This is a genomic window from Streptomyces sp. NPDC050625 (assembly GCF_040654755.1).
Lineage (GTDB): Bacteria > Actinomycetota > Actinomycetes > Streptomycetales > Streptomycetaceae > Streptomyces.
The window spans coordinates 188,934-215,933 of sequence record NZ_JBFAIQ010000013.1 but is presented as its reverse complement, the minus strand read 5'-3'; the positions used below and the strand labels follow the sequence as shown (position 1 = coordinate 215,933).

General features: G+C 71.4%; 25 protein-coding genes and 5 tRNA genes. 21 read left to right on the top strand and 9 right to left on the bottom strand.

Annotation, left to right across the window (positions count from 1 at the left end; all coding sequences use genetic code 11):
- Window positions 1–5 precede the first annotated feature (5 nt).
- From AB0I54_RS27255 to AB0I54_RS27220, 8 genes are all read left to right on the top strand, one after another.
- Complete coding sequence (locus AB0I54_RS27255; RefSeq protein ID WP_263213115.1) at window positions 6–791, top strand: fumarylacetoacetate hydrolase family protein; 786 nt, start codon at window positions 6–8, stop codon at window positions 789–791.
- Complete coding sequence (gene gltX, locus AB0I54_RS27250) at window positions 784–2,268, top strand: glutamate--tRNA ligase (RefSeq protein ID WP_363298779.1); 1,485 nt, start codon at window positions 784–786, stop codon at window positions 2,266–2,268. Before AB0I54_RS27255 ends, gltX begins: the two co-directional genes overlap by 8 nt.
- Window positions 2,269–2,577: 309 nt before the next feature.
- Entirely contained in the window at window positions 2,578–3,309 is a 732-nt protein-coding gene (locus AB0I54_RS27245; protein WP_363298778.1) for an HAD family hydrolase, read from the top strand.
- 91 nt (window positions 3,310–3,400) lie between these two features.
- Window positions 3,401–3,472, top strand: a tRNA-Gln gene (locus AB0I54_RS27240).
- Between the two features lie 39 nt (window positions 3,473–3,511).
- A tRNA-Glu gene (locus AB0I54_RS27235) sits at window positions 3,512–3,584 on the top strand.
- Window positions 3,585–3,613: 29 nt separating this feature from the next.
- A tRNA-Glu gene (locus AB0I54_RS27230) sits at window positions 3,614–3,686 on the top strand.
- Between the two features lie 21 nt (window positions 3,687–3,707).
- Window positions 3,708–3,779, top strand: a tRNA-Gln gene (locus AB0I54_RS27225).
- Window positions 3,780–3,807: 28 nt separating this feature from the next.
- A tRNA-Glu gene (locus tag AB0I54_RS27220) sits at window positions 3,808–3,880 on the top strand.
- 42 nt (window positions 3,881–3,922) lie between these two features.
- Here AB0I54_RS27220 and AB0I54_RS27215 read toward each other — a convergent pair.
- A complete protein-coding gene (locus AB0I54_RS27215; RefSeq protein ID WP_363298777.1) occupies window positions 3,923–4,567 on the bottom strand; it encodes a MerR family transcriptional regulator in 645 nt (214 codons plus the stop codon).
- A gap of 86 nt (window positions 4,568–4,653) precedes the next feature.
- Here AB0I54_RS27215 and AB0I54_RS27210 point away from each other — a divergent pair, with 86 nt between their 5' ends.
- Window positions 4,654–5,178 carry a DUF4188 domain-containing protein gene (locus tag AB0I54_RS27210; RefSeq protein WP_363298776.1) on the top strand — a complete coding sequence of 175 codons (525 nt, stop codon included), beginning with the start codon at window positions 4,654–4,656 and terminating at the stop codon, window positions 5,176–5,178.
- A gap of 653 nt (window positions 5,179–5,831) precedes the next feature.
- On the opposite strand, the gene ndgR is transcribed toward AB0I54_RS27210, so the two are convergent.
- Window positions 5,832–6,548: an IclR family transcriptional regulator NdgR gene (gene ndgR, locus AB0I54_RS27205; RefSeq protein ID WP_145883474.1), complete on the bottom strand. Its 717-nt coding sequence runs from the start codon at window positions 6,546–6,548 to the stop codon at window positions 5,832–5,834.
- Between the two features lie 186 nt (window positions 6,549–6,734).
- Between ndgR and leuC the strand changes: the two genes are divergently transcribed.
- The 4 genes from leuC to AB0I54_RS27185 all read left to right on the top strand — a co-directional run bounded on the left by leuC (window position 6,735) and on the right by AB0I54_RS27185 (window position 10,022).
- Window positions 6,735–8,162, top strand: a complete 1,428-nt coding sequence (gene leuC / locus AB0I54_RS27200; protein WP_363298775.1) for a 3-isopropylmalate dehydratase large subunit — start codon at window positions 6,735–6,737, stop codon at window positions 8,160–8,162.
- A 6-nt stretch (window positions 8,163–8,168) separates the two neighbouring features.
- Complete coding sequence (leuD, locus tag AB0I54_RS27195) at window positions 8,169–8,762, top strand: 3-isopropylmalate dehydratase small subunit (RefSeq protein WP_363298774.1); 594 nt, start codon at window positions 8,169–8,171, stop codon at window positions 8,760–8,762.
- Between the two features lie 263 nt (window positions 8,763–9,025).
- The gene (locus AB0I54_RS27190; protein WP_263213127.1) at window positions 9,026–9,256 is read left to right on the top strand and encodes a hypothetical protein; all 231 of its coding nucleotides are present in this window, start codon (window positions 9,026–9,028) and stop codon (window positions 9,254–9,256) included.
- 136 nt (window positions 9,257–9,392) lie between these two features.
- Window positions 9,393–10,022, top strand: coding sequence for an HU family DNA-binding protein (locus AB0I54_RS27185; RefSeq protein WP_263213129.1), 630 nt, complete (start codon window positions 9,393–9,395; stop codon window positions 10,020–10,022).
- A 78-nt stretch (window positions 10,023–10,100) separates the two neighbouring features.
- Here AB0I54_RS27185 and AB0I54_RS27180 read toward each other — a convergent pair whose 3' ends face one another.
- Both AB0I54_RS27180 and cofC read right to left on the bottom strand, forming a co-directional pair.
- Complete coding sequence (locus AB0I54_RS27180; RefSeq protein WP_363298773.1) at window positions 10,101–10,313, bottom strand: hypothetical protein; 213 nt, start codon at window positions 10,311–10,313, stop codon at window positions 10,101–10,103.
- A 137-nt stretch (window positions 10,314–10,450) separates the two neighbouring features.
- Window positions 10,451–11,089, bottom strand: a complete 639-nt coding sequence (gene cofC, locus AB0I54_RS27175) for a 2-phospho-L-lactate guanylyltransferase (RefSeq protein ID WP_363298772.1) — start codon at window positions 11,087–11,089, stop codon at window positions 10,451–10,453.
- Between the two features lie 155 nt (window positions 11,090–11,244).
- On the opposite strand from cofC, the gene AB0I54_RS27170 reads away from it, so the two are divergent.
- From AB0I54_RS27170 to AB0I54_RS27160, 3 genes are read left to right on the top strand one after another with little or no spacing between them, the layout of a single operon-like run.
- Window positions 11,245–12,027 (top strand): lysophospholipid acyltransferase family protein, encoded by a 783-nt coding sequence (locus tag AB0I54_RS27170; protein ID WP_363298771.1) that lies wholly within the window; start codon window positions 11,245–11,247, stop codon window positions 12,025–12,027.
- Window positions 12,024–13,034, top strand: coding sequence for an NAD(P)H-dependent glycerol-3-phosphate dehydrogenase (locus tag AB0I54_RS27165; protein WP_363298770.1), 1,011 nt, complete (start codon window positions 12,024–12,026; stop codon window positions 13,032–13,034). The genes AB0I54_RS27170 and AB0I54_RS27165 overlap by 4 nt, the downstream gene beginning before the upstream one ends.
- A gap of 59 nt (window positions 13,035–13,093) precedes the next feature.
- Window positions 13,094–14,251 carry a D-alanine--D-alanine ligase family protein gene (locus tag AB0I54_RS27160; protein WP_363298769.1) on the top strand — a complete coding sequence of 386 codons (1,158 nt, stop codon included), beginning with the start codon at window positions 13,094–13,096 and terminating at the stop codon, window positions 14,249–14,251.
- 25 nt (window positions 14,252–14,276) lie between these two features.
- On the opposite strand, the gene AB0I54_RS27155 is transcribed toward AB0I54_RS27160, so the two are convergent.
- Both AB0I54_RS27155 and AB0I54_RS27150 read right to left on the bottom strand, forming a co-directional pair.
- The gene (locus AB0I54_RS27155) at window positions 14,277–14,795 is read right to left on the bottom strand and encodes a DUF3515 domain-containing protein (protein ID WP_363298768.1); all 519 of its coding nucleotides are present in this window, start codon (window positions 14,793–14,795) and stop codon (window positions 14,277–14,279) included.
- 20 nt (window positions 14,796–14,815) lie between these two features.
- Complete coding sequence (locus tag AB0I54_RS27150; protein WP_003997603.1) at window positions 14,816–15,049, bottom strand: Lrp/AsnC ligand binding domain-containing protein; 234 nt, start codon at window positions 15,047–15,049, stop codon at window positions 14,816–14,818.
- Window positions 15,050–15,255: 206 nt separating this feature from the next.
- Here AB0I54_RS27150 and AB0I54_RS27145 point away from each other — a divergent pair, with 206 nt between their 5' ends.
- Both AB0I54_RS27145 and thiD read left to right on the top strand, forming a co-directional pair.
- Entirely contained in the window at window positions 15,256–16,221 is a 966-nt protein-coding gene (locus tag AB0I54_RS27145; protein WP_316757956.1) for a thiamine-phosphate kinase, read from the top strand.
- Complete coding sequence (gene thiD, locus AB0I54_RS27140) at window positions 16,218–17,009, top strand: bifunctional hydroxymethylpyrimidine kinase/phosphomethylpyrimidine kinase (protein WP_363298767.1); 792 nt, start codon at window positions 16,218–16,220, stop codon at window positions 17,007–17,009. Before AB0I54_RS27145 ends, thiD begins: the two co-directional genes overlap by 4 nt.
- 87 nt (window positions 17,010–17,096) lie before the next feature.
- On the opposite strand, the gene rpmB is transcribed toward thiD, so the two are convergent.
- On the bottom strand, window positions 17,097–17,282 hold the full coding sequence (rpmB, locus tag AB0I54_RS27135; RefSeq protein WP_003993230.1) for a 50S ribosomal protein L28: 186 nt from the start codon (window positions 17,280–17,282) through the stop codon (window positions 17,097–17,099).
- Window positions 17,283–17,539: 257 nt separating this feature from the next.
- Between rpmB and AB0I54_RS27130 the strand changes: the two genes are divergently transcribed.
- Window positions 17,540–19,258 carry a DAK2 domain-containing protein gene (locus tag AB0I54_RS27130; RefSeq protein ID WP_363298766.1) on the top strand — a complete coding sequence of 573 codons (1,719 nt, stop codon included), beginning with the start codon at window positions 17,540–17,542 and terminating at the stop codon, window positions 19,256–19,258.
- Here the strand turns inward: AB0I54_RS27130 and AB0I54_RS27125 are convergent.
- A complete protein-coding gene (locus AB0I54_RS27125) occupies window positions 19,242–22,163 on the bottom strand; it encodes a tetratricopeptide repeat protein (protein WP_363298765.1) in 2,922 nt (973 codons plus the stop codon). The two genes, AB0I54_RS27130 and AB0I54_RS27125, sit on opposite strands and share 17 nt — an antisense overlap.
- On the bottom strand, window positions 22,160–23,989 hold the full coding sequence (locus tag AB0I54_RS27120) for an HSP90 family protein (RefSeq protein ID WP_363298764.1): 1,830 nt from the start codon (window positions 23,987–23,989) through the stop codon (window positions 22,160–22,162). Before AB0I54_RS27120 ends, AB0I54_RS27125 begins: the two co-directional genes overlap by 4 nt.
- Before the next feature lie 165 nt (window positions 23,990–24,154).
- Between AB0I54_RS27120 and recG the strand changes: the two genes are divergently transcribed.
- Together recG and rsmD are read left to right on the top strand one after the other, a co-directional pair.
- On the top strand, window positions 24,155–26,362 hold the full coding sequence (gene recG, locus AB0I54_RS27115) for an ATP-dependent DNA helicase RecG (protein ID WP_363298763.1): 2,208 nt from the start codon (window positions 24,155–24,157) through the stop codon (window positions 26,360–26,362).
- Between the two features lie 48 nt (window positions 26,363–26,410).
- A complete protein-coding gene (rsmD, locus tag AB0I54_RS27110; RefSeq protein WP_363298762.1) occupies window positions 26,411–26,998 on the top strand; it encodes a 16S rRNA (guanine(966)-N(2))-methyltransferase RsmD in 588 nt (195 codons plus the stop codon).
- The last annotated feature ends 2 nt before the right edge of the window (window positions 26,999–27,000 follow it).

The window sequence follows — 27,000 nt, the reverse complement described above, 5'->3', positions numbered from 1 at the left end:
ATCCCGTGCGCATCGCCAGGTTCTCCATCGACGGGAACGTCGCCTTCGGCGCGGTCGAGGGCGAAAAGCAGGACGAGCTCGTCCTGGACATCATCAAGGGCATCCCGTTCGCGGACCACGAGCTCTCCGGTACGAAGGTGCCGCTGAGCAAGGTCCGGCTGCTTCCGCCGGTGCTCCCCAACAAGGTCGTGGCCTTCGGCCGCAACTACGCGGAGCACGCCAGGGAGCTGGGCAACGAGGTCCCCGACGCCCCGTTCGCCTTCTTCAAGCCGTCCACCTCGGTGATCGGCCCGGGCGACGAGATCCAGTACCCCTCCTTCTCCGAGGAGCTCCACCACGAGGCGGAGCTGGCCGTGGTCATCGGCCGTATGTGCCGCGAGGTGCCGCGCGACCGCGTCAAGGACGTGATCTTCGGCTACACCTGCGCCAACGACGTGACCGCCCGCGACGTCCAGCGGCGCGAGAAGCAGTGGGCCCGGGCCAAGGGCTTCGACACGTCCTGCCCGCTCGGCCCCTGGGTGGAGACGGACCTGGACCTCGCCGCCGCGAACGACCTCACGGTCCAGCTCACCGTCAACGGCGAACAGCGCCAGCTGGGCCGTACGAGCGAAATGATCCACCCCATCGAGGATCTGATCGTGAACATCTCCGAGGCCATGACGCTGCTGCCCGGCGACGTGATCCTCACGGGCACCCCGGCTGGGGTCGGCCCCCTGCACGTCGGCGACGAGGTCGCCGTCACCATCGAAGGCATCGGCACTCTCACCAACAAGGTTGTCAAGCGTGGCTAGCGCATCCGGCTCCCCCGTACGCGTCCGTTTCTGCCCCTCGCCCACCGGTAACCCCCACGTGGGACTGGTCCGCACCGCCCTGTTCAACTGGGCGTTCGCCCGGCACCACCAGGGCACCCTGGTCTTCCGCATCGAGGACACCGACGCGGCCCGCGACTCCGAGGAGTCGTACGACCAGCTGCTCGACGCGATGCGCTGGCTGGGCTTCGACTGGGACGAGGGCCCCGAGGTCGGCGGCCCGCACGCGCCCTACCGCCAGTCGCAGCGCATGGACCTCTACAAGGACGTCGCACAAAAGCTCCTGGACGGCGGTCACGCCTACCGCTGCTACTGCTCCCAGGAGGAGCTGGACACCCGCCGCGAGGCGGCGCGCGCCGCGGGCAGGCCGTCCGGCTACGACGGTCACTGCCGCGACCTGAGTGCCGAGCAGGTCGAGCAGTACCGGGCCCAGGGCCGAACCCCGATCGTCCGCTTCCGGATGCCCGACGAGACGATCACCTTCACGGACCTGGTCCGCGGCGAGCTGACTTTCACCCCGGAGAACGTCCCGGACTACGGCATCGTCCGCGCGAACGGCGCCCCGCTGTACACGCTGGTGAACCCGGTCGACGACGCGCTGATGGAGATCACCCACGTACTGCGCGGCGAGGACCTGCTCTCCTCCACCCCCCGCCAGGTCGCCCTGTACAAGGCGCTGATCGAGCTCGGCATCGCCAAGCAGATCCCGTCCTTCGGGCATCTGCCGTACGTGATGGGCGAGGGCAACAAGAAGCTGTCCAAGCGCGACCCGCAGTCCTCGCTGAACCTCTACCGCGAGCGCGGCTTCCTCCCGGAGGGCCTGCTCAACTACCTCTCGCTGCTCGGCTGGTCGCTCTCGGCCGACCAGGACATCTTCTCGATGGACGAGATGGTCGCGGCCTTCGACGTCTCCGACGTGAACCCGAACCCGGCGCGCTTCGACCTGAAGAAGGCCGAGGCGATCAACGGCGACCACATCCGCCTGCTCGACGTGAAGGACTTCACCGAGCGCTGCCGGTCGTGGCTCCAGGCCCCGTTCGCCCCGTGGGCCCCGGAGGACTTCGACGAGACGAAGTGGCAGGCCATCGCCTCGCACGCGCAGACCCGCCTCAAGGTCCTCGACGAGATCACCGACAACGTCGACTTCCTGTTCCTCGCCGAGCCGGTCTTCGACGAGGCGAGCTGGACGAAGGCCATGAAGGAGGGCTCCGACGCCCTGCTGCGCACGGCCCGCGAGAAGCTGGACGCGGCCGACTGGACCTCCGCCGAGTCCCTGAAGGAGGCCGTCCTGGCCGCCGGCGAGGCGCACGGCCTCAAGCTCGGCAAGGCCCAGGCCCCGGTCCGCGTGGCGGTCACCGGCCGCACGGTCGGTCTGCCGCTCTTCGAGTCCCTGGAGATCCTGGGCAAGGAGAAGACCCTGACCCGCATCGACGCGGCCCTGGCGAAGCTGACGGCGTAGCCCGCACGGCGTAACGCGCACACCAAGGGGCGGCAACCGGACCACCGGTCGCCGCCCCTCGCGCTGCCCTGACGGGAGCAGGTGTTCGGCCTAGGGGGTGTCGTTCGGATCAGGCCGGCGGTGATGAGCGGTGCGGTCCGGCGGACCCGAGCGGGGTCGTGGGGGTGTCCCCTGGTCGAGCGAAGCCGAGAGCTTGGGGGAGAGTGACGACAGCGCCTGGGGGTCCCCCCTGCTCGAAGAGCTTGGGGGAGTGCGTGCCAGACCCCGCGACGCCGGGATGATCCGAACGAGACCCCCTAGGGTGGGGACATGACGATCAGGGCCGTGATCTGGGACGTGGACGACACCCTCTTCGACTACACGAGTGCGGATCGCGAGGGCATGCGCTCCCATCTGGCGGCCGAGGGCATGCTCCACGGGTACGGGACCCCGGAGCGGGCCCTGGTGCGCTGGCGGGAGATCACCGATCAGCAGTGGGCCCGGTTCTCGGCGGGAGAGACGTCCTTCGAGGGCCAGCGGCGCGACCGCGTACGGGTGTTCCTGGACCAGGAGCTGACCGACGCCGAGGCGGACGCCTGGTTCCAGCGTTACGTCGGTCACTACGAGGCCGCCTGGACCCTGTTCCCGGACGTCCTGCCCGCCCTCGACGCCCTCGCCGCCAGCCACCGGCACGCGGTGCTGTCCAACTCCAGCCTCACGGTCCAGGACCGCAAACTGCGTGTGCTCGGCCTGCGCGACCGCTTCGAGGCCGTCCTGTGCGCGGCCGAACTGGGCGTCTCCAAGCCGAAGGCCGAGGCGTTCCTCGCCGCCTGCGACGCCCTGGAGCTCGCCCCGCACCAGGTGGCGTACGTCGGCGACCACCCGGAGATCGACGGGCGGGGCGCCGCCGAGGCCGGTCTTCTGTCCGTGTGGATCGATCGCGGCGGGGTGTACGCGGACGGTGCGGGGGCCGCCGTGCCCCACCGGATCTCCACCCTCGCCGAACTCCCCGCCATCGTCGGCGCGGATACCCGTTTTGGAGCGCCGTCCACCTTCGGGTAATGTTCTTCCTGCGCCGAGGGGAGCGGGTCGGAAGACCGGAACCCCGGGGCGCAAAACTAGAACAAGGTCCCCTCAAGGGCTTGCGTTCCAGTGGCCTATGGTGTAATTGGCAGCACGACTGATTCTGGTTCAGTTAGTCTTGGTTCGAGTCCAGGTAGGCCAGCTCGCAGAGCTCATCTGCGCCCGCGGATCTCATCCGCAAGCCCCCGTTGTGTAGCGGCCTAGCACGCTGCCCTCTCAAGGCAGTAGCGCCGGTTCGAATCCGGTCGGGGGTACTGGTTCCGATCAACTCGGAATCGCTAGGGCCCCCGTTGTGTAGCGGCCTAGCACGCCGCCCTCTCAAGGCGGTAGCGCCGGTTCGAATCCGGTCGGGGGTACTGACTGGTCTAAACCATCATTGGTCTATGGTGTAATTGGCAGCACGGCTGATTCTGGTTCAGTTAGTCTTGGTTCGAGTCCAGGTAGACCAGCTCGGATCTGCGGAAACGTAAGATCCTCGCCCCCGTTGTGTAGCGGCCTAGCACGCCGCCCTCTCAAGGCGGTAGCGCCGGTTCGAATCCGGTCGGGGGTACATCGGACGAAGGCCCTCCACCTCGGTGGAGGGCCTTCGGCGTTACTCGAAGCCGTACCGCCGCGCCGACTCCTCCTCCTGGGCCAGCCGGTGCAGCGCCTGGAGCATCGGCTCGACCAGCACCGCCGAGATCACCGCGCTCTCCGCCTTCTCCGCCTCCGACGGCTGCGCCTCCACGAAGTCCAGGTCGTACCGCGCCGCCTCGTGCATCAACATCGCGTAGAAGACCAGCCGTTGGGCGTCCCAGTCGTAACCGAGCCGGCGGAACGCGGCGATCGCCACCACCAGGGAGCGGTACGAGGGGGAGATGGTGGTCAGCATCTGGGCGTTGGTCCAGCCCAGCACCTCCAGCAGCCCGTCCGCCTCACGACGGGCGGCCTGGACGTACTCGTCGTCCTCGTCCGGCTCCGGCACCTGCGGCAGCGCCCACAGGGCGGCGCCCAGCCGGATGGTGCGGCCCAGCGAGTCGTCGTCGACATGCTCCAGCACCTCCCGCACCGTCGCCACCGGCAGGCGGCCGACCTGGATCATCGCGCGCACCAGTCGCAGCCGGCGCAGATGCTCCTCGTCGTACTCGGCGGTCGTCGCGTTGACCTGGCGGCCCGGCGCCAACAGCCCTTCGCGCAGGTAGTACTTGATCGTCGCGGTGGACACACCGCTGCGCTCACTCAGCTCGGCTAGCCGCATGCCTTGCGCCCTTCGTTGGGGAGTGCCACTATCCAAGCATTGTGCAGAAGGATAGTGCCGCTATCTGATCGGTTGAGAGGGTCGCCATGTCCACCAGACCGGTTCCGGGTCGCACCACCGCGGAGACAGAAGGCGACGTAGTGGTCCTCCTCATCGGCATGCGCATCAACCACTTCTGGGCGGTGCACCAGTGGCTCCCGGTCATGCTGGCGATGCTGCGCATGCTGGGGGAGCTGGCCCGCGACAGGAGCCGGGGGCTGCTGGGGCGGATCCTGCTGACCGCCTCGCCGCGAACGTACTACGTCGTGCAGTACTGGGAGTCCAAGGAGAAGCTCTACGCGTACGCGACCGCGCCCGACGCCTTCCACCACCGGGCCTGGACGCTGGTCAACCGCGAGGAGAAGGCCGGGAGGGCGCGCGGGCACGTGGGCATCTGGCACGAGACGTATGTCGCGCCGGAGGGGTCGTACGAGTCCGTCTACGGCGACATGCCGGCGTTCGGCCTGGCGGCGGCACACGGACAGATCCCGCTGGAGCGCCGGGGCCGCTACGCGAAGGACCGCTTCGCATACCGCTCACAGCCGACGCCCGAGCCCGAGAAGACCGTCTGAAGCGAGGAGGAACTGCCGCGGCGTTGAGGCGGGTCCTCCCTGGTGATGTACCCCGAGGATGCGATGGGCTCGGCCCGAGCGGCGGCCGGCGGCGCCGATGGCCGTCTGGGTGTGCATGCGGCCCGGGTGGCGCGCGCTCGCCGGTGGGCCGGGGCCGGTCGCGGCGGGTTCGTGCGCCGGTCGTCGGGGCCGAGGGGGACTGGGGAGGGCCCGCCGCGGCGTTGGGGCGGGTCCTCCTCGGTGTCGTGTCCCGAGGGTTCGAAGGGGTCAGCCGGAGCGCGCAGTGCCTCGGAGAGGCGGCTGGCGGCCTCGATGGCCGTTTGGGTGTGCGTACGGCCCGGGTGGCGCGCGCTCGCCGGTGGGCTGGGCCGGCTGCGGCGGGTTCGTGCGCCGGTCGCCGGGGCCGCTAGGGCAGTTTGAAGCGGGGACCGGGGAGTGCCTGCCGCGGCCTCGGAGAGGCGGTCGGCGGCGTCGATGGCCGTTTGGGTGTGCGTACGGCCCGGGTGGCGCGCGCTCGCCGGTGGGCTGGGCCGGCTGCGGTGGGTTCGCGTACCGGTCGTAGTCGGTCGTCGAGGCCGAGAGGGACTGGGGAGGGCCGCCGCGGCGTTGAGGCGGGTCCTCCCCGGTGGCGTACCCCGAGGATCGATGCGCGGTCAGCCGGAGCGGCGCAGTGCCTCGGAGAGGCGGCCGGCGGCGTCGATGACCGCCTGGGCGTGCATACGGCCCGGGTGGCGCGTCAGGCGCTCGATGGGGCCGGAGACGGACACCGCGGCCACCACACGGTTGGACGGGCCGCGCACGGGCGCGGAGACGGACGCGACGCCGGGCTCGCGCTCGCCGATGGACTGGGCCCAACCCCGGCGCCGCACGCCCGACAGGGCCGTCGCCGTGAAGCGGGCGCCCTGCAGGCCCCGGTGCAGGCGCTCCGGCTCCTCCCAGGCCATCAGGATCTGCGCGGACGAGCCAGCCTTCATCGTGAGCGTGGAGCCGACCGGGACGGTGTCCCGAAGGCCGGACAGCCGTTCCGCCGCGGCCACGCAGATGCGCATGTCACCCTGGCGCCGGTAGAGCTGCGCGCTCTCGCCGGTGACATCGCGGAGGTGGGTGAGCACCGGGCCCGCCGTCGCCAGCAGGCGGTCCTCGCCCGCTGCCGCGGCCAGCTCGGCCAGGCGCGGCCCGAGAATGAACCGGCCCTGCATGTCGCGTGCCACCATGCGGTGGTGTTCCAGAGCCACGGCCAGCCGGTGGGCCGTGGGTCGTGCCAGTCCGGTGGCCCCGACCAGACCCGCGAGGGTGGCCGGACCGGACTCCAGAGCGCTCAGGACAAGGGCTGCCTTGTCCAGAACGCCGACGCCGCTACTGTTGTCCATGCAACGATACTCACGTCTCACTCTGTGAAACGCAAGTTCAATTTTCCGTGAGACGCGCAACCCTGGTACGAACAGCGGCCCGCGCACCGAACGGGCCTGGCGGCAGGCGCCCGGCACAGGGTGCGGGGACCGCCTCCCAAGATCTCTAGTTGGGCCGGCGCACCTTTGCCGGCCGGAGGGAAAGCGATGGGTAGGACACTCGCGGAGAAGGTCTGGGACGACCACGTCGTCCGGCGCGCCGAGGGCGAGCCCGACCTCCTCTTCATCGATCTGCACCTGCTGCACGAGGTGACCAGCCCGCAGGCCTTCGACGGTCTGCGCCAGAACGGCCGCCAGGTGCGCCGTCTCGACCTCACCATCGCGACCGAGGACCACAACACCCCCACCCTCGACATCGACAAGCCCATCGCGGACCCGGTCTCCCGCGCCCAGCTGGAGACCCTGCGCAAGAACTGCGCCGAGTTCGGCGTGCGGCTGCACCCGCTGGGCGACGTCGAGCAGGGCGTCGTGCACGTCGTCGGCCCGCAGCTGGGCCTGACCCAGCCCGGTACGACGGTCGTCTGCGGCGACTCCCACACCTCGACGCACGGTGCCTTCGGCGCGCTGGCGTTCGGCATCGGCACCTCCCAGGTGGAGCATGTGCTGGCCACCCAGACGCTGCCGCTGGCCCGCCCGAAGACCATGGCCATCACGGTCGACGGCGACCTGCCCGAGGGCGTCACCGCCAAGGACCTGATCCTGGCGATCATCGCCAAGATCGGTACGGGCGGCGGCCAGGGCTACATCCTGGAGTACCGCGGCTCCGCCATCGAGAAGCTCTCGATGGAGGCCCGCATGACCATCTGCAACATGTCGATCGAGGCCGGCGCCCGCGCGGGCATGATCGCCCCCGACGAGACGACGTTCGCGTACATCAAGGGCCGCGCCCACGCCCCCGAGGGCGAGGACTGGGACGCCGCCGTGGCGTACTGGAAGACCCTGAAGACGGACGAGGACGCGGTCTTCGACGCCGAGGTGCACATCGACGCCGCCGCCCTCTCGCCGTTCGTCACCTGGGGCACCAACCCCGGCCAGGGCGCGCCGCTTTCGGCGTCCGTCCCCGACCCGGCTTCGTACGAAGACGCTTCGGAGCGCCTGGCCGCCGAAAAGGCCCTGGAATACATGGGGTTGGAGGCCGGCCAGCCGCTGCGCTCCATCAAGGTGGACACCGTCTTCGTAGGCTCCTGCACCAACGGCCGCATCGAGGACCTGCGCGCCGCCGCCGAGATCGTCAAGGACCGCAAAGTCGCCGACGGCGTACGGATGCTGGTCGTCCCGGGCTCTGCGCGCGTGGGCCTGCAGGCCGTCTCCGAGGGCCTGGACGTGGTCTTCAAGGAGGCCGGCGCCGAGTGGCGGCACGCGGGCTGCTCGATGTGTCTGGGCATGAACCCGGACCAGCTGGCCCCCGGTGAGCGCTCCGCGTCCACCTCCAACCGCAACTTCGAGGGCCGGCAGGGCAAGGGCGGTCGTACGCACCTGGTGTCGCCGCAGGTCGCGGCCGCGACGGCCGTCCTGGGCCACCTGGCGTCCCCCGCCGACCTCGCCGCCGACACCCCCGCGCCCGCTGGAGTCTGATCAGTCATGGAAGCATTCACCACCCACACCGGCCGGGCCGTCCCGCTGCGCCGCAGCAACGTCGACACCGACCAGATCATCCCTGCTCACTGGCTCAAGAAGGTGACCCGGGACGGCTTCGAGGACGGGCTGTTCGAGGCCTGGCGCAAGGACGAGAACTTCATCCTCAACCGGCCCGAGCGCAAGGGCGCCACGGTCCTGGTCGCGGGCCCCGACTTCGGCACCGGTTCCTCCCGTGAGCACGCCGTCTGGGCGCTGCAGAACTACGGCTTCAAGACGGTGATCTCGTCCCGCTTCGCCGACATCTTCCGCGGCAACTCGCTGAAGAACGGCCTGCTCACGGTGGTTCTGGAGCAGAAGACCGTGGACGCGCTGTGGGAGCTCATCGAGAAGGACCCCACGGCCGAGATCACGGTGGACCTCGAAGCGCGTGAGGTGCGTGCCGAGGGCGTCACCGCCTCCTTCGAGCTGGACGAGAACTCCCGCTGGCGGCTGCTGAACGGCCTGGACGACATCTCCATCACCCTCCAGAACGAGGCCGACATCTCCACGTACGAGGCCAAGCGCCCGTCGTACAAGCCGCGGACGCTCCAGGGCTGACCGGCGCCTGGTCCAGGTCTGGTTTCGGCCACCGCAACACCTCTTCTGTACCCCCGATCGCCACGATTGGGGGTACAGCCATGTCTGCACCCGAACGGCCCTGCGCGTTCTCGCACGTCGGCCCAACTTCCCACGTTACGAAGGCTGTTGCCGGGGTACGTGAGTGCAGTATCCGCGCCTTTCGCAAGTGCCCGGAAGGCCATTCGAGGCGGCAGTTGCACCCTGCGCAGGCGACAACTCGCCCCAGATGGCACAATCTGTGCATGGAACACGACGGCCAACTCGAGCTCTATGCGGCGGTCGCGGACCAACTGAAGGAAGCGCACACAAGAGTGCGCGCACTGCAAGTCCCGGAGGGCGTACGGATGGCGCTGACCCGGAAGCTGCTGGTCATTACGGCCGCGGCCAAGCACGATCTCGCCGATGCGGCAAGGCGTCTGGAGCGGTTCACGGCGGACCTCGACGAGGGTCGATTCCCCGACGAGGAAGGCTGAACCGCACGAGACAGCCGAGTCTGTTGCGGCGCACGGGTGATAAGCCCGTTTCGTGTTTGATTTGCGGTATATATCTGCCTAACGTGCGAAAAAGCTTGAACACTTTCGTTCTGGCGATGTCTCCGAAGGGGAAGACGTGAACAAGGCGCAGCTCGTAGAAGCGATTGCCGACAAGCTCGGCGGCCGCCAGCAGGCCGCCGACGCTGTCGACGCGGTCCTGGACGCCATCGTCCGCGCGACGGTGGCCGGGGACCGGGTCTCGGTCACCGGTTTCGGTTCCTTCGAGAAGGTGGACCGTCCCGCCCGCTACGCCCGCAACCCCCAGACGGGCGAGCGGGTTCGGGTCAAGAAGACCTCCGTGCCGCGCTTCCGCGCCGGTCAGGGCTTCAAGGACCTGGTGAGCGGCACGAAGAAGCTCCCGCGCGGCGGCGAGGTCGCCGTCAAGAAGGCGCCCAAGGGCAGCCTGACCGGCGGCGCGGCCGCGACGGTCAAGAAGGCCGCCGCGAAGAAGGTCACCGCCAAGAAGGCCGCCGCGAAGAAGGTCACCGCCAAGAAGGCGGCACCCGCGAAGAAGGTCACCGCGAAGAAGACCACGGCGAAGAAGACGACCGCCAAGAAGACCACGGCGGCGGCGAAGAAGACCACGGCGGCGGCGAAGAAGACCACCGCCAAGAAGGCCCCGGCGAAGAAGGTCACGGCCAAGAAGGCCCCCGCCAAGAAGTCGACGGCACGCAAGACCACCGCCAAGAAGGCCACCGCCCGCTGATCAGCAGGGCACAGGGCACTCACACGCCGGGCCGGACTCCCCTGGGGAGCCCGGCCCGCGGCGCGTTCGGGCAGACGCTCAGAACGTCTGCAGGGTCACCAGCGTGATGCGGAGGTCCGTTCCGGAGCCCTCCGCCGGTTCCGTCTCGATCCGTACGCGCTGCCCGGGCCGCAGCAGCCGGAGGCCTCCGGCGTCGAACGCCGGCGCGTCGAAGGGCACCGGGGTGCCGTCGTCGAGCAGCACCTGACCGCTGCGGGTCTGGGGGTCGTACGTGTATGCGGTCGCCTGCATGTCGGCCAGCCTAATGCTCGCCGGGTGCGGAGTCGCGCCGTCGGGCCTGCGAGGCGGATGCCGGGTGCGGGTGCGTTGTGGTTCGTCGCGCAGTTCCCCGCGCCCCTGGAGGGGCGCAGCCCCCGAGCTGCGGTGCCTCAGGACCCCGGGATCAGCAGGCCCGCCGATACCGCTGCCGTGTGCGGGCCCACTCCGAGGGCCAGGGCCGCTCGTAGGTCCTCGCCCGTGTCCACGTCCTGTCGTACCGAGTCGACCGCGTCGAGGCGGAGTTCCACCGCCCCCGAGGCGCGGTGCCGGGCGCGGGAATCGGTGCCGAATGCCGGGTGCAATTCCCGGTCGGGGGCCGCCGCCAGCAGGGTCGTGCCGATTGCGGCCGCATCCGCGAGAAAAGCACGAGGGAATTCCGCCGCGGCCGCCAGCACCCGGGCCAATTCCGCGGGCCGCAGGGCCGGCAGATCGGCGTTCAGGGCCGCCACGGGAGTTCCCGGACGCGACGACCGTACGACCCCCGCTCCGTGCGCCAGCGCGGCGTTCAGGCCGCCGGCCGGCTCGTCCGGGACGATCCGGGCACCCAGCGCCGCCAGCTCGCGGCCGGCCAGTTCGTCGTCCGTGACGACCGCCACATCCTTGACCTGCGGACATGCCAGCGCCGCGGCCACCGTGTCCTGCGCGAACGCGAGGGCCAGTGCCGGGCGCACCCCGTCGGCGGCCGTGTCCGAGAGCCTGCTCTTGGCCCGCGCAAGGGGCTTGAGGGGTATGACCAAGGTCCACTGCACCGACGTATCGTCCCTCTCTTGTTGCGGACATTGTCACCCGGGTCATCCGGCGGTTCCGGTCATCGGGCGTACGGTGTCCTCGACAGACCGGCGGCCCGGGGCGACACTTGTGCGGCCCCCGCACCCGGGGAGAAGGCCTAGAGGAAGGTGTCCGTGTGTCCCGCCGCAGAATCGGGTTCTGGTACCGCTTCGCAGCGGTCCTCTGCAAACCGCCGCTGGTGGTTCTGATCAAGCGGGACTGGCGTGGAATGGAGAACATTCCGGCCGACGGCGGATTTATCACCGCGGTGAACCACAATTCACACGTGGACCCCTTCGCGTACGCGCACTATCAGTACAACACCGGACGGGTTCCGCGATTCCTGGCGAAGAGCGGGCTTTTCAAGAAGGGATTCGTCGGGGCCGCGATGCGCGGCACCGGGCAGATCCCCGTCTACCGCGAGAGCACCGACGCGCTCAGCGCGTTCCGGGCCGCGATCGACGCCGTGGAGCGCGGCGAGTGCGTCGCCTTCTACCCCGAGGGCACCCTCACCCGCGACCCGAACGGCTGGCCCATGACCGGCAAGACCGGTGCCGCGCGGGTGGCGCTGCAGACCCAGTGTCCGGTCGTCCCGGTCGCCCAGTGGGGCGCCAACGAGCTGCTGCCGCCGTACGCCAAGAAGCCCAACCTCTGGCCGCGCAAGACGCACCACGTCCTCGCGGGCCCCCCGGTCGACCTGTCGCGCTTCTACGACCAGGAGATGACTCCGGAGCTCCTCAAGGAGGCCACCGAGGTCATCATGGCCGCCATCACCCGCCTGCTGGAGGAGATCCGCGGCGAGAAGGCGCCCGATACGCCCTACGACCCGCGCCGTGAGCGGATCGAGCAGCGGCGCCGGACCGAGGCGCAGACGCAGACCCAGACCAAGCAGGCAGAAGGGCAGGGACAGGGCAAGTGAGCAAGCCGGTCAAGGCAGGGGTCTTCAGCGCCGGTTCGTGGGGCACGGCCTTCGGCATGGTGCTCGCCGACGCGGGCTGTGAGGTCACCATCTGGGCCCGTCGCGCGGAGGTCGCCGAGGCGATCAACTCCACCCGGACGAACCCGGACTACCTGCCGGGCGTCGAGCTCCCGGAGAAGCTGCGGGCCACCACCGACCCGGCCGAGGCCGCCGCCGGCGCCGACTTCACGGTCCTGTCCGTCCCCTCCCAGACCCTGCGCGCCAACCTCGCGGAATGGGTTCCGCTGCTGGCTCCCGGCACCGTCCTGGTGTCCCTGATGAAGGGCGTCGAGCTGGGCTCCGCGATGCGGATGAGCGAGGTCATCGACGACGTCGCCAAGGTCGGCCAGGACCGTATCGCCGTGGTCACCGGGCCCAACCTGGCCCGGGAGATCGCCGCCCGCATGCCCGCCGCCGCCGTGGTCGCCTGCACCGACGAGGCGGTCGCCCAGCGGCTCCAGGCCGCCTGCCACACGCCGTACTTCCGCCCGTACACCAACACCGACGTCGTCGGCTGCGAACTCGGCGGCGCGGTCAAGAACGTGATCGGCCTCGCGGTCGGCATCGCCGACGGCATGGGCCTCGGCGACAACGCCAAGGGCTCGCTCATCACCCGCGGCCTCGCCGAGACCACCCGGCTCGGCCTGGCACTCGGCGCCGACCCGCTGACCTTCTCCGGACTCGCGGGCCTGGGCGACCTGGTGGCCACCTGCTCCTCGCCGCTCTCCCGCAACCACACCTTCGGCACCAACCTCGGCAAGGGCATGACCCTGGAGGAGACGATCGCGGTCACCAAGCAGACCGCGGAGGGCGTCAAGTCGTGCGAGTCCGTGGCGGATCTGGCCCGTCGGCACGGCGTCGACATGCCCATCACGGAGACGGTCGTGGACATCGTGCACGAGGGAAAGCCGCCCGTGGTGGCCCTCAAGGAGCTGATGTCGCGCAGCGCGAAGCCGGAACGACGCTGAGCGATCCCGGCTGTCGGACGCTGTCTCGGGGCCCTACCACCGGGTACTCTCAACGCGATATGAGCACCGAGAACCTCCCCCAGAGCCCTGAGCAGCCGTCCCGCAAGCCGCGCGTGGCCGTCGTGTTCGGCGGACGCAGCTCCGAACACGGGATCTCCGTGGTCACCGCCGGCGCCGTACTGCGCGCCATCGACCGGACGAAGTACGACGTCCTCCCGATCGGCATCACCCGGGACGGCCGTTGGGCGCTCACCGCCGACGAGCCGGACCGGATGGCCATCACCGACCGTCGCACCCCGAGCGTCGAGGAGCTCGCGGAGTCCAGCGAGGGCGGGGTGGTGCTCCCCGTCGACCCCGCCAACCGCGAGGTGGTCTACAGCGAGCCCGGATCGGTGCCCAAGGCCCTCGGCGAGGTCGACGTGGTCTTCCCGGTGCTGCACGGTCCCTACGGCGAGGACGGCACCCTCCAGGGCCTCCTGGAGCTCTCCGGCGTCCCGTACGTGGGCGCGGGCGTGCTCGCCTCGGCCGTCGGCCAGGACAAGGAGTACATGAAGCGGGTGTTCACCTCCTTCGGGCTCAAGGTCGGCCCGTATGTGGTGATCAGGCCCCGCGAGTGGCAGCAGGACGAGTCCGCCGCCCGCAAGAAGATCATCGACTTCGCGGGCGAGCACGGCTGGCCGCTGTTCGTGAAGCCCGCGCGCGCGGGTTCGTCGATCGGCATCACCAAGGTCGACGACCTGTCCGGCCTGGACGAGGCGATCGCCGAGGCGCAGGGCCACGACCCCAAGATCCTGGTGGAGGCCGCGGTGCGCGGCCGCGAGATCGAGTGCGGCGTCCTGGAGTTCGAGGACGGGCCGCGGGCCTCCGTCCCGGCCGAGATCCCGCCGCCGGACGCGCACGCGTACTACGACTTCGAGGCCAAGTACATCGACTCCACGCCCGGCATCGTCCCGGCGCCGCTGACCGACGAGCAGACCGCCGAGGTGCGGCGGCTCGCGGTGGACGCCTTCGAGGCGGCCTCGTGCGAGGGTCTGGTCCGCGCCGACTTCTTCCTCACCGAGGACGGCGAGTTCGTGATCAACGAGATCAACACGATGCCCGGCTTCACACCGATCTCGATGTACCCGCAGATGTGGCAGGCGACCGGGATCAGCTACCCGGAGCTGGTGGACCTCCTCGTGGAGGCCGCCCTGCGCCGCTCGACCGGGCTTCGCTAGAGGGCCGGACCCCGGCCCGCGGCCGTCACGTCATGGAGGCGATCCCCGTGGGGATCGCCTTTTTGACGGAAGCCGCCATCTCGGCGAGCACCCGGGCGCTGTCGGCCTGGCCCGACAGTTCCTTCGGCAGGATCAGCTGCACATAGGCCTCGCGCTTGGCCGTGGTGAACCGCCACGTCCCGTCGTCCTGCTTCTCCATGAGCCAGTCGACGCCGTTGACCCCGCCGCCGATCGCGTTCGGGTCGGCGCCCCGGGCCACCTCGGGGTCGATCATCTTGGGCGGCCGCACGACACCGCAGCGCAGTATGATCGCCGGGCTTCCCCAGCCCGCCGTGTAGGCGGACCGGGGTCCGGGGTCGTTGCGGCTCCGTCCGTCCAGCTTCTTCGGCAGCACCTCGTGCAGCTCGCGGCACATCCCGGCCGTCTTCGCGTCGGGACTGGGAACCGCGACGGTGGCGCTGTCGTCTGCTGATGAGCAGCCCGCGACGGAGATCAGCAGGGCCAGCGCGGGCAGACCGATGAGCCGGTGACGGAAGATGTCCACCGGCCAAGGGTAGACGGGGGCTAGAGATGCACGACCGGGCAGGTCAGGGTGCGGGTGATGCCGTCCACTTGCTGGACCTTGGCGACCACCATGCGGCCGAGGTCGTCGACGGTGTCGGCCTGCGCCCGCACGATGACGTCGTACGGTCCTGTCACGTCCTCGGCCTGGATGACTCCAGGGATCTTGCTGATCGTCTCGGCGACGGTCGACGCCTTGCCGACCTCCGTCTGGATCAGGATGTACGCCTGTACCACGGAACCTCCAGGGCGGCCACGAGGATCATGTGGGGAAAAGGAACGCCACGGTATCGCGTCGTCGCTCGCCGCGGGGAGACCTGCGCAGACCCCGACATCCGCGCCGGGGTGCAGGCACGACAGAAGTTGACGGTCACCTCGACCGTATCGAGGACGATGATGGTGCGCGAGCGGGCACGGACAGGGACGGAAGGGGCGAAGGGTCAATGAAGGGCACTGTTGGTGAGCTCGGGGAATTCGGGCTCATCAGGGAGCTCACCTCCCGTCTGACGACCACCCCGGTGGTCCGGGTCGGCCCGGGCGACGACGCGGCGGTGGTCGCCGCGCCCGACCGCAGGGTCGTGGCGAGCACCGACATCCTCCTGGAGGGGCGGCACTTCCGCCGTGACTGGTCCACGGCGTACGACGTGGGGCGCAAGGCGGCCGCGCAGAACCTCGCGGACATCGCGGCCATGGGCGCCGTACCGACCGCGCTGCTGCTCGGCCTGGTCGTCCCCGCCGAACTGCCGGTCACCTGGCCCAGCGAGCTGATGGACGGCCTGCGTGACGAGTGCCAGGTCGCGGGCGCCTCCGTGGTCGGCGGGGATGTCGTACGGGGTGACACGATCATGGTGTCGATCACCGCGCTCGGCGATCTGCGCAACCAGGAGCCGGTGACCCGGGCCGGGGCGCAGCCCGGCGACCTCGTCGCGGTGACCGGCTGGCTGGGCTGGTCCGCGGCCGGGTACGCGGTGCTCTCCCGCGGCTTCCGCTCGCCGCGCGCCTTCGTCGAGGCCCACCGCCGCCCCGAACCGCCCTACCACGCGGGTCCCGCGGCCGCCGGGCTCGGCGCGACCGCGATGTGCGACGTGAGCGACGGACTGATCGCCGACCTCGGGCACATCGCCGAGGCCAGCAAGGTCCGCATAGACATCCGCTCCGGCGCGATCGACATCCCGTCCCAGATGAACGACATCGGTCAGGCCGTCGGCGTCGACCCGCTCCAGTGGGTGCTGACCGGGGGCGAGGACCACGCGATCGTGGCGACCTTCCCGCCGGACGTGAAGCTGCCGGCCCGCTGGAAGGTCATCGGCGAGGTCCTCAACCCCTCGGCGCTGCCCCAGGTGACGGTCGACGGGGCGCCGTGGACCAGCAAGGGCGGCTGGGACCACTTCGGGGACATGGAGCCGTGAGCGTCCCGCCGAGGGTCCTGACGGTCGCCGGCTCCGACTCCGGTGGCGGTGCGGGCATCCAGGCCGACCTCAAGACGATGCTCGCGCTCGGTGTGCACGGCATGAGCGTGATCACGGCGGTCACCGCGCAGAACTCCCTCGGTGTGCGGGGGGCCTGGGAGCTGCCGGTGGAGGCGGTGCGGGCCCAGTACCGCAGCGTCGTCGACGACATCGGCGTACAGGCCGTGAAGACCGGCATGCTCGCCTCGGCCGAACTCGTCGAGGCGGTGGCCGCGTTGATCGGTGACACGGACGCCCCTGCGGTCGTGGACCCGGTCGGCGTCTCCAAGCACGGGGACTCGCTGCTGGCCGCCTCCGCGCTGGACTCGATGCGCACGAAACTGCTGCCGGTGGCGACCGTGGCCACCCCGAACCTCGACGAGGTGACCCAACTCACCGGCGTGCGGGTCGAGTCGGAGGAGGGGCTGCGGGAGGCCGCGGCCGCCGTGCTGGCCCACGGCCCGCGCTGGGTGCTGATCAAGGGCGGCCATCTGCCCGGGGACGCCGTGGACCTGCTCACCGACGGCTCCGAGGAACACTGGCTGCGGGCACCGCGGCACGACAACCGGCACACGCACGGCACCGGCTGCACACTCGCGTCCGCGATCGCGGCGGGACTGGCGAAGGGGCACTCCGTGCCGGAGGCGGTCACCGAGGCGAAGGCGTACGTCACCGGGGCGATCGCGGGCGGATTCGCGCTGGGCGGGGGGATCGGGCCGGTGGATCACGCTTGGCGGTTCCGGGCTTGATCCGCAGGAACGGCAAAAAGCCGGCCCACCCATAGGTGGACCGGCTCGATGCAGCGAACCAGCAGTGGCCGCGCGCTCAGCGATATGTCAGCGCGAGACCTTGCCGGCCTTGATGCACGAGGTGCAAGCGTTCACGCGCTTCGGCGTCCCGCCGACCACGGTACGCACACGCTGGATGTTCGGGTTCCAGCGGCGGGACGTACGGCGGTGCGAGTGCGAGATGTTGTTGCCGAAGCCCGGCCCCTTGCCGCAGACGTCGCAGTTGGCAGCCACGGGTCACTCCAAAGACTTCAGATGCACTTACGGTTGATCCCGGCATGCCGGGATCTAGATCTTAGAACCTGAGATCTTGAGTGGCGTTGCCAGGGGAATGGCCCGATCGGATCGGGCAACCGGAGCAGCATACAACGACTGCGCCCGTGCAACGAAACTACCATGGCAGCTCAGGGGCCCGCTCCCGGCCCTCTTCCGGTGGACGGCGACCCGGGGTCTACGCTGCGTCCGACGTCCAGCAGCTCAGGGAGGCGCAGGTGGCGCAGGTGCCGCAGACATTCTTCGATGCTCTCGCGGTACGCACCTGGTGCGGTCTCGCGCTCCGGGCGCTGGGGCAGGCGCGCGAGGAGATCGACGCGATCAACGTGTACCCGGTGGCGGACGGCGACACCGGCACGAACCTGTATCTGACCCTGGAGTCGGCCGTGGCGGCCGTCGAGGCGGTCTTCGCCGGGTACGAGGCGGCTCCCGCGAACGGGGCGAACGGCACGGGACCCTCGCTGGCCGATGCCGTGCACGCCATGGCGCACGGGGCCCTCATCGGGGCGCGGGGCAACTCCGGGACGATCCTCGCCCAGCTGCTGCGCGGCATGACCCAGGTGCTCACCGCCGACGGTGCGGCCGCTCACACGGACGGCGAAGGGCTGCGGCTCGCCCTTCGGCACGCGGCCGACTCCGCCCGCCAGGCCGTGGCCCACCCCGTCGAGGGCACCGTCCTGACCGTCGCCGCGGCCGCCGCCGACGCCGCCGAGGGTGCCGAGGGGGACTGCGGGACGGTCGCCCGCGCGGCCTACGAGGGGGCGCGTAAGGCTCTCGCGGCGACTCCGGGGCAACTGGCCGTCCTGGAGCGGGCCGGAGTGGTCGACGCGGGCGGCCGGGGGCTGGTGGCGGTCCTGGCCGCCCTGGTGGAGACGTTCACGGGGGAGGCGCCGACGGGCGCGCAGGGGGCGGCGCCCGCCCACCTGGGGCACCAGGAGGCCGTCGCGGAGGCGCACGCGCGCGGGGTGGCCGCTTCCGCGGAGGCGACCGGGTGCGGCGACGGGGCGCAGGACGACGGGCCCGCCTTCGAGGTGATCTATCTGCTGGAGGCCGGCGACGACGCCGTGGCGCGGCTGCGGGAGCGGCTCGACGCCCTCGGGGACTCCCTCGTGGTGGTCGGCGGGGACGGGCTGTGGAACGTCCATGTGCACGTCGACGACGCGGGCGCCGCCGTGGAGGCGGGCGTCGAGGCCGGGCGGCCGTACCGGATCCGGATCACCCACTTCGGGCTCGGCGATGTGCACACCGGCGGCGCGCGGCCGCCCCGCGAGCGGGTCCAGCGCGCCGTGGTGGCCGTCGTGCCCGGCGAGGGCCTGGCCGGGCTGTACACCGAGGCCGGCGCCACCACCGTGCTCGCCCGCCCCGGGGAGCCGCCCGCCAGCGGGGAGCTCGTCGAGGCCGTACGACGTGCCCACGCGCGCGAGGTTGTGCTGCTGCCCAACGACGCGGACCTGCGGCACACGGCGGCCGCGGCGGCCGAACAGGCCCGCGCGGAGGGCATCCGCGTCGCCCTCATCCCGACCCGCTCGGCGGTCCAGGGCATCGCCGCGCTCGCGGTCCACGAGCCGCGGCGCCGCTTCGACGAGGACGTCGTCCAGATGACCTCGGCCGCGGGCGCCACCCGCTACGCCGAGGTCGCCGTCGCCGAGCGCCAGTCCTGGACCATGGCCGGCATCTGCCAGGCCGGCGACGTCCTCGGCCTCATCGACGGCGACGTCGCGGTCATCGGCTCGGACGTCACCGCCGCCGCCGAGACCGTCCTGGACCGCATGCTCCAGGCCGGCGGGGAACTGGTCACCCTCGTCCTCGGCGACGACGCGCCGGAGGAGATCGCCGACCGCCTGGAGGCGCGCGTCCGCGAGTCCTACCTCGCCGTCGACACGGTGGTGTACCGGGGCGGGCGGCAGGGCGCCCTGCTGCTCATCGGCGTGGAGTGAGCTCCAGCATCTGGCCCGCCTCGGCCCGGCGTGCCTGTACGGTCTCGTCCGCGTCGTCGGCCCCTTCGTAGGCCGCCAGCACCGCACGCGCGCGTGCGGCCGCGTCGGCCGGGCGGCCAAGGTCGGCCTCCAGCCAGCCCGCGGCCAGCTCCGCCCCCGTACGGCTGTGCAGCGCGTCGTCGCCGAGCGAGCCGAACACCGCCACCGCCCGCTCCATCTGGGCCAGCGCCTCCTCGAACGCGGCCCGGACCACCTGCTCCTCGGCCTCCTCGGACACCGAGCGGGCCAGCAGGTCGCCGAACTGACGGTGGGTGTGCCCGAGTTCCGCGAGCAGCCGCTCGCGCGTCTCCTCGTCGCCGGCCGCCGCCCGTGCCGTCGCGCACTCCTCGACCGCGCCCGCCATCAGCTCCCGCGCCCCGGCCGGCCCGTCCTCGGTGCGCAGCGCCAGCCATGCGCGGGCGCGCAGCGAACGGACGAGACCGTGCACATTGCCGAGCGAGCGCCACAGGTCGCCCGCGCGCGCGTAGACCCGGTCCGCCTCCTCCTGCAGCCCGGCCTGCCCGAGGGACTCGGCGGCGAGGTGGGCGAGCGTCGCGTGGTCCTGCTGCTCGGGCCAGTGCCGGGCGATCTCGGCCGCCCGCAGCCTGCGTTCGGCGGCGGCGCGGTGCTCGCCCAGCTCGCTCAGACAGTCACCGAGCCACCACTGGGCCTGCACGATCGCGCCGTCGCCGTGCGTGTCCGCGTCCAGGTCGGGCAGCGCCGACTCCAGCACCTCGGCGGCCTCGGCGAACCGCCCCTGCCGCAGCAGGAAGCCGCCCAGCTGATGCCGCGCCCAGGCGCCCAGCGTGGCGCTCTCGCCCGCCTCGTCGGCCCAGTGCGCGGCCTGCAGGGCGTGCTCCGCGGCCTCCGGCACCGCACCCCGGCCGCCCACCACCTCGGCGAGCTGGAGGTGCAGCTGGGCCCGTCCGGTCGCCTCCAGGTACGGCCCGCCGTGCTCCAGGGACGCCCGCAGCGCCCGTTCCGCCTCCGCCATGTCGCCGCCCTGGTGCGCGAGAGCGGCCACCCGCACCTCGTACTCCACGCAGAACCACGGCAGCCCGGCCTCCACGAACCCCCGTGCGGCCCGCCGGAACAGCTCCGCCGCGCGCTCCGCGTCCCCGGCGTGCTCCGCCAGCTCCGCGAGCATCGCCCGCCCCTCGGCGGCCCGGGAGGCCAGCCGCACATCGTCGCCGACGTGCCCGTTCACCAGCGCCAGCAGCTCCCGTACGGCCTGCTCGGCCGCGGCGACGGCACCCGGGGCGTCCTCGTGCACCCGCCGCATCAGGATGCGCGCCCGCCCCATCAGCACGGACGCCGTCTGCCGTACGCCGGTGGCCTCGTCGGCGTAGAGGGCGAGGACCTCGTCGTACGGCTCCGCGGCCGCCGCCAGAGCCTCGTCGACCTCACCCGACAGGGCACGTACGTACGCCGCACGCGTGCGTGCCGCCAGTGCCTCCCCGGGGTCGCCCGCCTCCGCGTACAGTTCGGCGGCCCGCTCGAAGAGGCCCACTCCCTCGGGGCCGCGGTCCATCGCCTCGTGGTCGGCGATCTCCGCGCGGTCCCGCGCGTCCAGCTCGACGCCCTCGGCGGCCCGCGCGACCGCCGCCCACGCCTCGATCGCGTGGGGCCGGAGGGTGTCCGACAGCCGCCGGGCCTCGGCGAGCAGCGCGGGCAGATCCGGCTCGCCCGCCGGGTCCGCGACCGTGACGGGGGCGGGCGGGGCCACCACGGGGGAGTGCACGGCCGCTGTGCGCACCCCGAGCGGCAGCCGCTCCACCAGCGGCCGCTGCTCCATGCGCGCGCGTACCCGCTCGCCGACGGACGGCGAGCCGTTGCGCCGGTCGAACCGCGCGGCCAGCTCCAGGGCCTCCGCGCGCGCGTGGGCGGCGAGCTCCCGGGCGGTCCACGCCCGCCCGGCCGGTCCCGGCACCCGCTGATCGCCGTGCCCGAGCCCGGTCATCCGGTCCATCAGCAGGGTCACCACGGCCATGAAGTCCAGCCGGCTGCGCGGCTGCCCCGTGTCCGTGAAGTACGCGGGCCGCTCCGCGAGCAGTTCGAGCCCCCGCGCCTCGTTGCCGGTCAGCGCGCAGAACTCCACGTGGTCCGCGTACGCGCCGCGCATGCTCTCCATGGGCCGCACCAGCCGGAAACCGCGCAGATGGTGGGCCCGGGCCTCGTCCACGCGCCCCAGCCGCAGCAGCGGCGCCAGCGAGGACGCGAGGACGGTGTGCGGCTCGTGGGCGCAGGTGTACTCACCTTCCAGGACCGGCCGCCACAGCTTCAGCGCCTCGGAGTCCCGGCCCAGTTCCACCAGCCAGGTGCCCTGCCCGTGCAGCTCGCACGCATGGCAGTCCGCCATCCGGTCCCGGTCGGCGGCCAGCCAGGCGTCGTACGCCCGCCCCGCGCGCTCCCGGTCCCCGATGTGCGCCGCCACGCTGAACTCGGCGCTGCGTACGGCCCGTTCCGAGTGTCCGGCCAGCCGGTAGCGGTGCTCCATCTCGCCGAGCCACTTCTCGATCGAGGCGAGCGGGATGTGCGGCTGGTCCAGCATCCCGGCCGACATCCACTTGAAGACCCAGTGCAGCGAGTGCGTCTCGTACTCGTCGAAGTCCTCGGGCCGTTCGTCCCACAGGCGCAGCAGCCGCGCGAACGGGACGAACATCTTGTCCTTCTCGGAGCTGTAGTTGTAGACCTTCAGCTGGTGCCCGAGCGCCTCGATCACGGCGAGCGGGATGTTCAGCCGCTCCGCCTCGGCGAGCAGTTGCTCCGCGCGCGCGTTGCGGGCCGGGCCCTCCGGCTGCTCGCCGTTCTCGGCCATCGCCCGGCGCAGCGCGTCGAAGTCCGTGATCCCGGTGTCCTCGGTCATCGGTGACCGTCCTCCCCGTGTGTGGCCCACTCCAGGAGGCCGATGAACGCCCGGTTCAGGAGCGCGGAGTCGGCGGGCCGCAGGGGACGCTGCGCCATCAGCAGCGCCTGCCCGTACAGCGACTCCGTCGCGGTGCCGATCAGCTCCGGTTCCGTCAGGGAGCTGATGCGCCGGATCAGCGGGTTGAGATGGTTGAGCACCAGACGCGCGCGCGGGGCGCTGCCGCGCAGCGAGCCGAGGATGCCCGCCCACAGGTCGTCGGCCTGCTCCTCGGCCTCGGCCCGCGCCTGCTCGTGCCGGGCCGCCCGGTCGTCCAGGTGCAGCGCGGGCACGGACAGCGGATGGAACGCGCGCAGTACGACGTCACAGCCCAGCGGGTCGAGCTTCGCCCGCGCGGCCGCCAGGAAGCCGGACAGCGCCAGTTCCTCGGCCGGATCGACCGCGTCCAGATGGGCGGTCACGGTGTCCGCGTCCAGCTCGGCGACCACCGTGCGGGGGCGCACCGACGGCAGCGCCTCGACCAGCTCGCTGTCGTAGGTGTAACCGCCGTTGATCACCCCGATGCCCTGCGCGGAGGCGATCGACGCGACCTGCCGGTACTCCTCGACCGTCCGTGTGAAGTGCACCACCGGGTGCCGCTGCGCGAACTCCTCCAGGGACAGCCGCCCGTCGGTCGTCTCGAACGGCAGCCACGGCAGCATCGTGCGCAGCATCTCGCTGTCGTGCCGCGCCAGCGACTTCACGCCCAGGTGGTGCACCGACAGGAACGCGGACAGCCGTTCCGGATCGCCCGCCGCGAGCCCCGTCAGCCAGGAGCGAATCCTTTCGCCGAGCGCCTCCCGTACGGCCGCGAGGGTCTCGTCCTCGTACAGCGACTCGCGCGAGGCCGTGGGCCGCAGACTGTCCGTGTCCAGGACACAGCGCACGAAGAACGCCCAGTCCGGCAGCAGCTGTTCGGCCCGCTCGGTGAGCAACATGCCCTTCAGGTGCACGCGGTGCGTGGCCCGCTGGGCGGGGCTGACCGCCGACGGCAGCACGTAGGCCACCCCGCGGATCCCGGCCAGTGGCACGTTCAGCTCGATGGAGTCCAGCGGGGTGAAGCCGAACAGCTCGTGGCAGTGCTGGGCCAGGGCCACCCGGCGGCCGGCGGGGGAGGGGTACGTGCGTTCCCAGGGCGCCGGAAGGTCGGTGACCGCCTCGTCGCCCACCCGCACGTCGTAGGGCAGCAGCGACCCGAAGTCCCGCGCCAGGGTGCGGACACGCTCCGGCGAGAGCCACTCCGCGGCGCCCGCCCGCGCCACCAGGTGCACGGTGGTGCCCGGTTCGGGACGTGCCTCGTCCGGCAGGGTCCGCACGGTGTACGAGCCGTCGTCGCGCGCCGTCCACTCCACGGGCGGGGCATCCGGCGTACGCGCGCTGCGGCTGACGACCCGGATCCGCTCGGCGACCACGAAACAGGCGAGCAGCCCGATGCCGAACTGGCCCAGGAAGTCCGAGCGGGCCTCCTGCAGCCCGTCCGCGCGCTTGGAGCTGCGGCCGATGGTCGCCAGCAGGCTGTGCACATCGGACTCGGTGAGCCCGACGCCCGAGTCCTCCACCCAGAGCGCTCCGCCGTCCGCGTACAGCCGTACCCGGGCCGGGGCTTCGGGGTCGTCGCCCCGCCGGGCGGTGATGGCGTCCACGGCGTTCTGCAGCAGCTCGCGCAGATAGACCTTGGGGCTGGAGTACAGGTGATGGGAGAGCAGGTCCACCAAACCACGCAGGTCGACCTGGAACGTATGAGGTGACTGTGATGCCTGGGATGACTGTGAGGTCTGGAAGTCCATCGTCGCAGCGCCGGTGGGGGAGGTGCTTCGGCGCGGGGTCGGGCGGTCCCTGGTGGGGCGGTGACCGCGGGGGATGGCCGGAGCGGGCCATCCTAGAGCCCGAACAGCCCGTCTGACCAGGGGTTTCCCGGGACGTATACGGCAATGTCAGTGACGTGGTGTGCAATGGATCTCGTGCCCGCACTGAAAGAACCACTGAAACAACCGCTGAAGTCAGTGCTCGGCCCCGCCACCGCGAAGGTGATGGCCGAGCATCTCGGCCTGCACTCCGTCGGCGACCTCCTGCACCACTACCCGCGCAGATACGAGGAGCGCGGCCAGCTCACCCACCTCGCCGACCTCCCCATGGACGAGCACGTCACGGTGGTCGCCCAGGTCGCCGACGCCCGCCTGCACTCCTTCGCCTCCGCCAAGGCCCCCCGCGGCAAGGGCCAGCGCCTGGAAGTCACCATCACGGACGGCAGCGGCCGCCTCCAACTGGTCTTCTTCGGCAACGGCGTTCACAAGCCCCACAAGGAGCTGCTGCCGGGCACACGCGCGATGTTCGCGGGCAAGGTCTCCGTGTTCAACCGGCGGCTCCAACTGGCGCACCCGGCCTATGAACTGCTGAGGGGCGACACCGAGGAAGCGGTGGAGACCTGGGCCGGAGCCCTCATCCCCATCTACCCCGCCACCGCCAAGCTGGAGTCCTGGAAGATCGGCAAGGCGATCCAGACGGTGCTGCCCAGCGCCCAGGAGGCCCTCGACCCGCTGCCCGACTCCCTGCGCGAGGGCCGCGGCCTGGTCTCCCTCCCCGAGGCCCTCCTCAAGATCCACCGCCCGCACACCAAGGCGGACATCGCCGACGCCCGCGCCCGCCTCAAGTGGGACGAGGCCTTCGTCCTCCAGATCGCCCTGGCCCGCCGCCGGCACGCGGACGCCCAACTCCCGGCGGTCCCGCGCAGGCCGAAGAGCGACGGCCTCCTGACGGCCTTCGACGACCGCCTCCCGTTCACCCTCACCGAGGGCCAGCAGAAGGTCTCCAAGGAGATCTTCGACGACCTGGCGACCGAGCATCCGATGCACCGGCTGCTGCAGGGGGAGGTCGGAAGCGGTAAGACGATGGTCGCCCTGCGCGCCATGCTCGCCGTCGTCGACGCGGGCGGTCAGGCCGCCATGCTCGCGCCCACCGAAGTGCTCGCCCAGCAGCATCACCGGTCGGTCGTCGAGATGATGGGGGAGCTCGCCGAGGGCGGGATGCTGGGCGGGGCCGAGCAGGCCACCAAGGTGGTGCTGCTCACCGGATCCATGGGAGCGGCCGCACGCCGGCAGGCGCTGCTCGATCTCGTCACCGGGGAGGCCGGGATCGTGATCGGCACGCATGCGCTGATCGAGGACAAGGTGCAGTTCCACGACCTGGGGCTCGTCGTGGTCGACGAGCAGCACCGGTTCGGGGTCGAGCAGCGCGACGCCCTGCGCGGCAAGGGAAAGCAGCCGCCGCACCTGCTCGTCATGACCGCCACGCCCATTCCGCGCACGGTCGCGATGACCGTGTTCGGCGATCTGGAGACCTCGGTCCTGGACCAGCTCCCGGCCGGGCGCTCGCCGATCGCCAGCCATGTCGTCCCCGCCGCCGACAAGCCGCACTTCCTGGCCCGCGCCTGGGAGCGGGTCCGCGAGGAGGTGGCGAGCGGGCATCAGGCGTACGTCGTCTGCCCCCGGATCGGGGACGAGGACGTGGACCCCAAGAAGAAGTCCCCCGAGGACGAGGCCGAGAAGCGCCCGCCGCTCGCCGTCCTGGACGTGGCCGGCCGGCTGGCCGAGGGCCCGCTCAGCGGATTGAAGGTGGAGGTGCTGCACGGCCGTATGCACCCGGACGACAAGGACGCCGTCATGCGCCGCTTCGCGGCCGGTGAGACCGACGTCCTGGTCGCCACGACCGTGATCGAGGTCGGAGTCAACGTCCCGAACGCCACCGCGATGGTGATCATGGACGCCGACCGGTTCGGCGTGTCCCAGCTCCACCAGCTGCGCGGCCGCGTCGGCCGTGGTTCCGCCGCGGGCCTGTGCCTCCTGGTCACCGAGATGCCCGAGGCCAGTGCGGCCCGCCAGCGGCTGGGCGCGGTCGCCTCCACCCTCGACGGCTTCGAGCTCTCCCGCATCGACCTGGAACAGCGCCGCGAGGGCGACGTCCTGGGCCAGGCCCAGTCGGGCGCCCGCACCTCCCTGCGGGTCCTGGCGGTCATCGACGACGAGGAGATCATCGCCGAGGCCAGGGAGGAGGCGGCGTCCGTCGTCGCGGCCGACCCGGACCTGGAACGGCTGCCGGGCCTGCGCACAGCCCTGGACGCCCTGCTGGACGAGGAGAGGGAGCAGTACCTGGACAAGGGCTGACAGACTGGGAACGGTCACCACTCGAACACACCGACAAGGATCCAGGACATGACCCGCGTGATCGCCGGCCGGGCCGGTGGACGCCGTCTGGCCGTTCCGCCGGGCAACGGAACCCGCCCCACCTCCGACCGCGCGCGCGAGGGTCTCTTCTCCACCTGGCAGTCCCTGCTCGGCGGCCCCCTGGACGGCGAGCGGATCCTGGACCTCTACGCCGGCTCCGGCGCCGTGGGCCTGGAGGCACTCTCCCGCGGCGCGAGCCACACCCTGCTCGTCGAGGCCGACGCCCGCGCGGCCCGCACGGTCCGCGAGAACGTACGCAGCCTCGGCCTGCCCGGCGCCGAGGTCAGGGCGGGCAAAGCGGAACAGATCATCAGGACACCGGCGCCGGCCGAGCCGTACGACATCGTCTTCCTCGATCCTCCCTACGTCGTCTCGGACGAGGATCTTCGGGAGATTCTGCTCACACTCCGCACGGAGGGGTGGCTCGCGGAGGAAGCCCTCGTCACCGTGGAGCGCAGCACCAGAGGCGGCGAATTCCGCTGGCCGGACGGTTTCGAAGCGCTCCGGGCCCGTCGCTACGGCGAGGGAACGTTTTGGTACGGTCGCGCCGCCTCTACGTGCGAAGACGCACGATGACC

Coding starts and splice junctions, on each gene's coding strand:
- AB0I54_RS27245 (WP_363298778.1), top strand. CDS start 2,578: ATGACGATCAGGGCCGTGATCTGGGACGTGGACGACACCCTCTTCGAC.
- AB0I54_RS27215 (WP_363298777.1), bottom strand. CDS start 4,567: ATGCGGCTAGCCGAGCTGAGTGAGCGCAGCGGTGTGTCCACCGCGACG.
- AB0I54_RS27210 (WP_363298776.1), top strand. CDS start 4,654: ATGTCCACCAGACCGGTTCCGGGTCGCACCACCGCGGAGACAGAAGGC.
- ndgR (WP_145883474.1), bottom strand. CDS start 6,548: ATGGACAACAGTAGCGGCGTCGGCGTTCTGGACAAGGCAGCCCTTGTC.
- leuC (WP_363298775.1), top strand. CDS start 6,735: ATGGGTAGGACACTCGCGGAGAAGGTCTGGGACGACCACGTCGTCCGG.
- leuD (WP_363298774.1), top strand. CDS start 8,169: ATGGAAGCATTCACCACCCACACCGGCCGGGCCGTCCCGCTGCGCCGC.
- AB0I54_RS27190 (WP_263213127.1), top strand. CDS start 9,026: ATGGAACACGACGGCCAACTCGAGCTCTATGCGGCGGTCGCGGACCAA.
- AB0I54_RS27180 (WP_363298773.1), bottom strand. CDS start 10,313: ATGCAGGCGACCGCATACACGTACGACCCCCAGACCCGCAGCGGTCAG.
- AB0I54_RS27160 (WP_363298769.1), top strand. CDS start 13,094: ATGAGCACCGAGAACCTCCCCCAGAGCCCTGAGCAGCCGTCCCGCAAG.
- AB0I54_RS27145 (WP_316757956.1), top strand. CDS start 15,256: ATGAAGGGCACTGTTGGTGAGCTCGGGGAATTCGGGCTCATCAGGGAG.
- AB0I54_RS27125 (WP_363298765.1), bottom strand. CDS start 22,163: ATGACCGAGGACACCGGGATCACGGACTTCGACGCGCTGCGCCGGGCG.
- AB0I54_RS27120 (WP_363298764.1), bottom strand. CDS start 23,989: ATGGACTTCCAGACCTCACAGTCATCCCAGGCATCACAGTCACCTCAT.
- recG (WP_363298763.1), top strand. CDS start 24,155: ATGGATCTCGTGCCCGCACTGAAAGAACCACTGAAACAACCGCTGAAG.
- rsmD (WP_363298762.1), top strand. CDS start 26,411: ATGACCCGCGTGATCGCCGGCCGGGCCGGTGGACGCCGTCTGGCCGTT.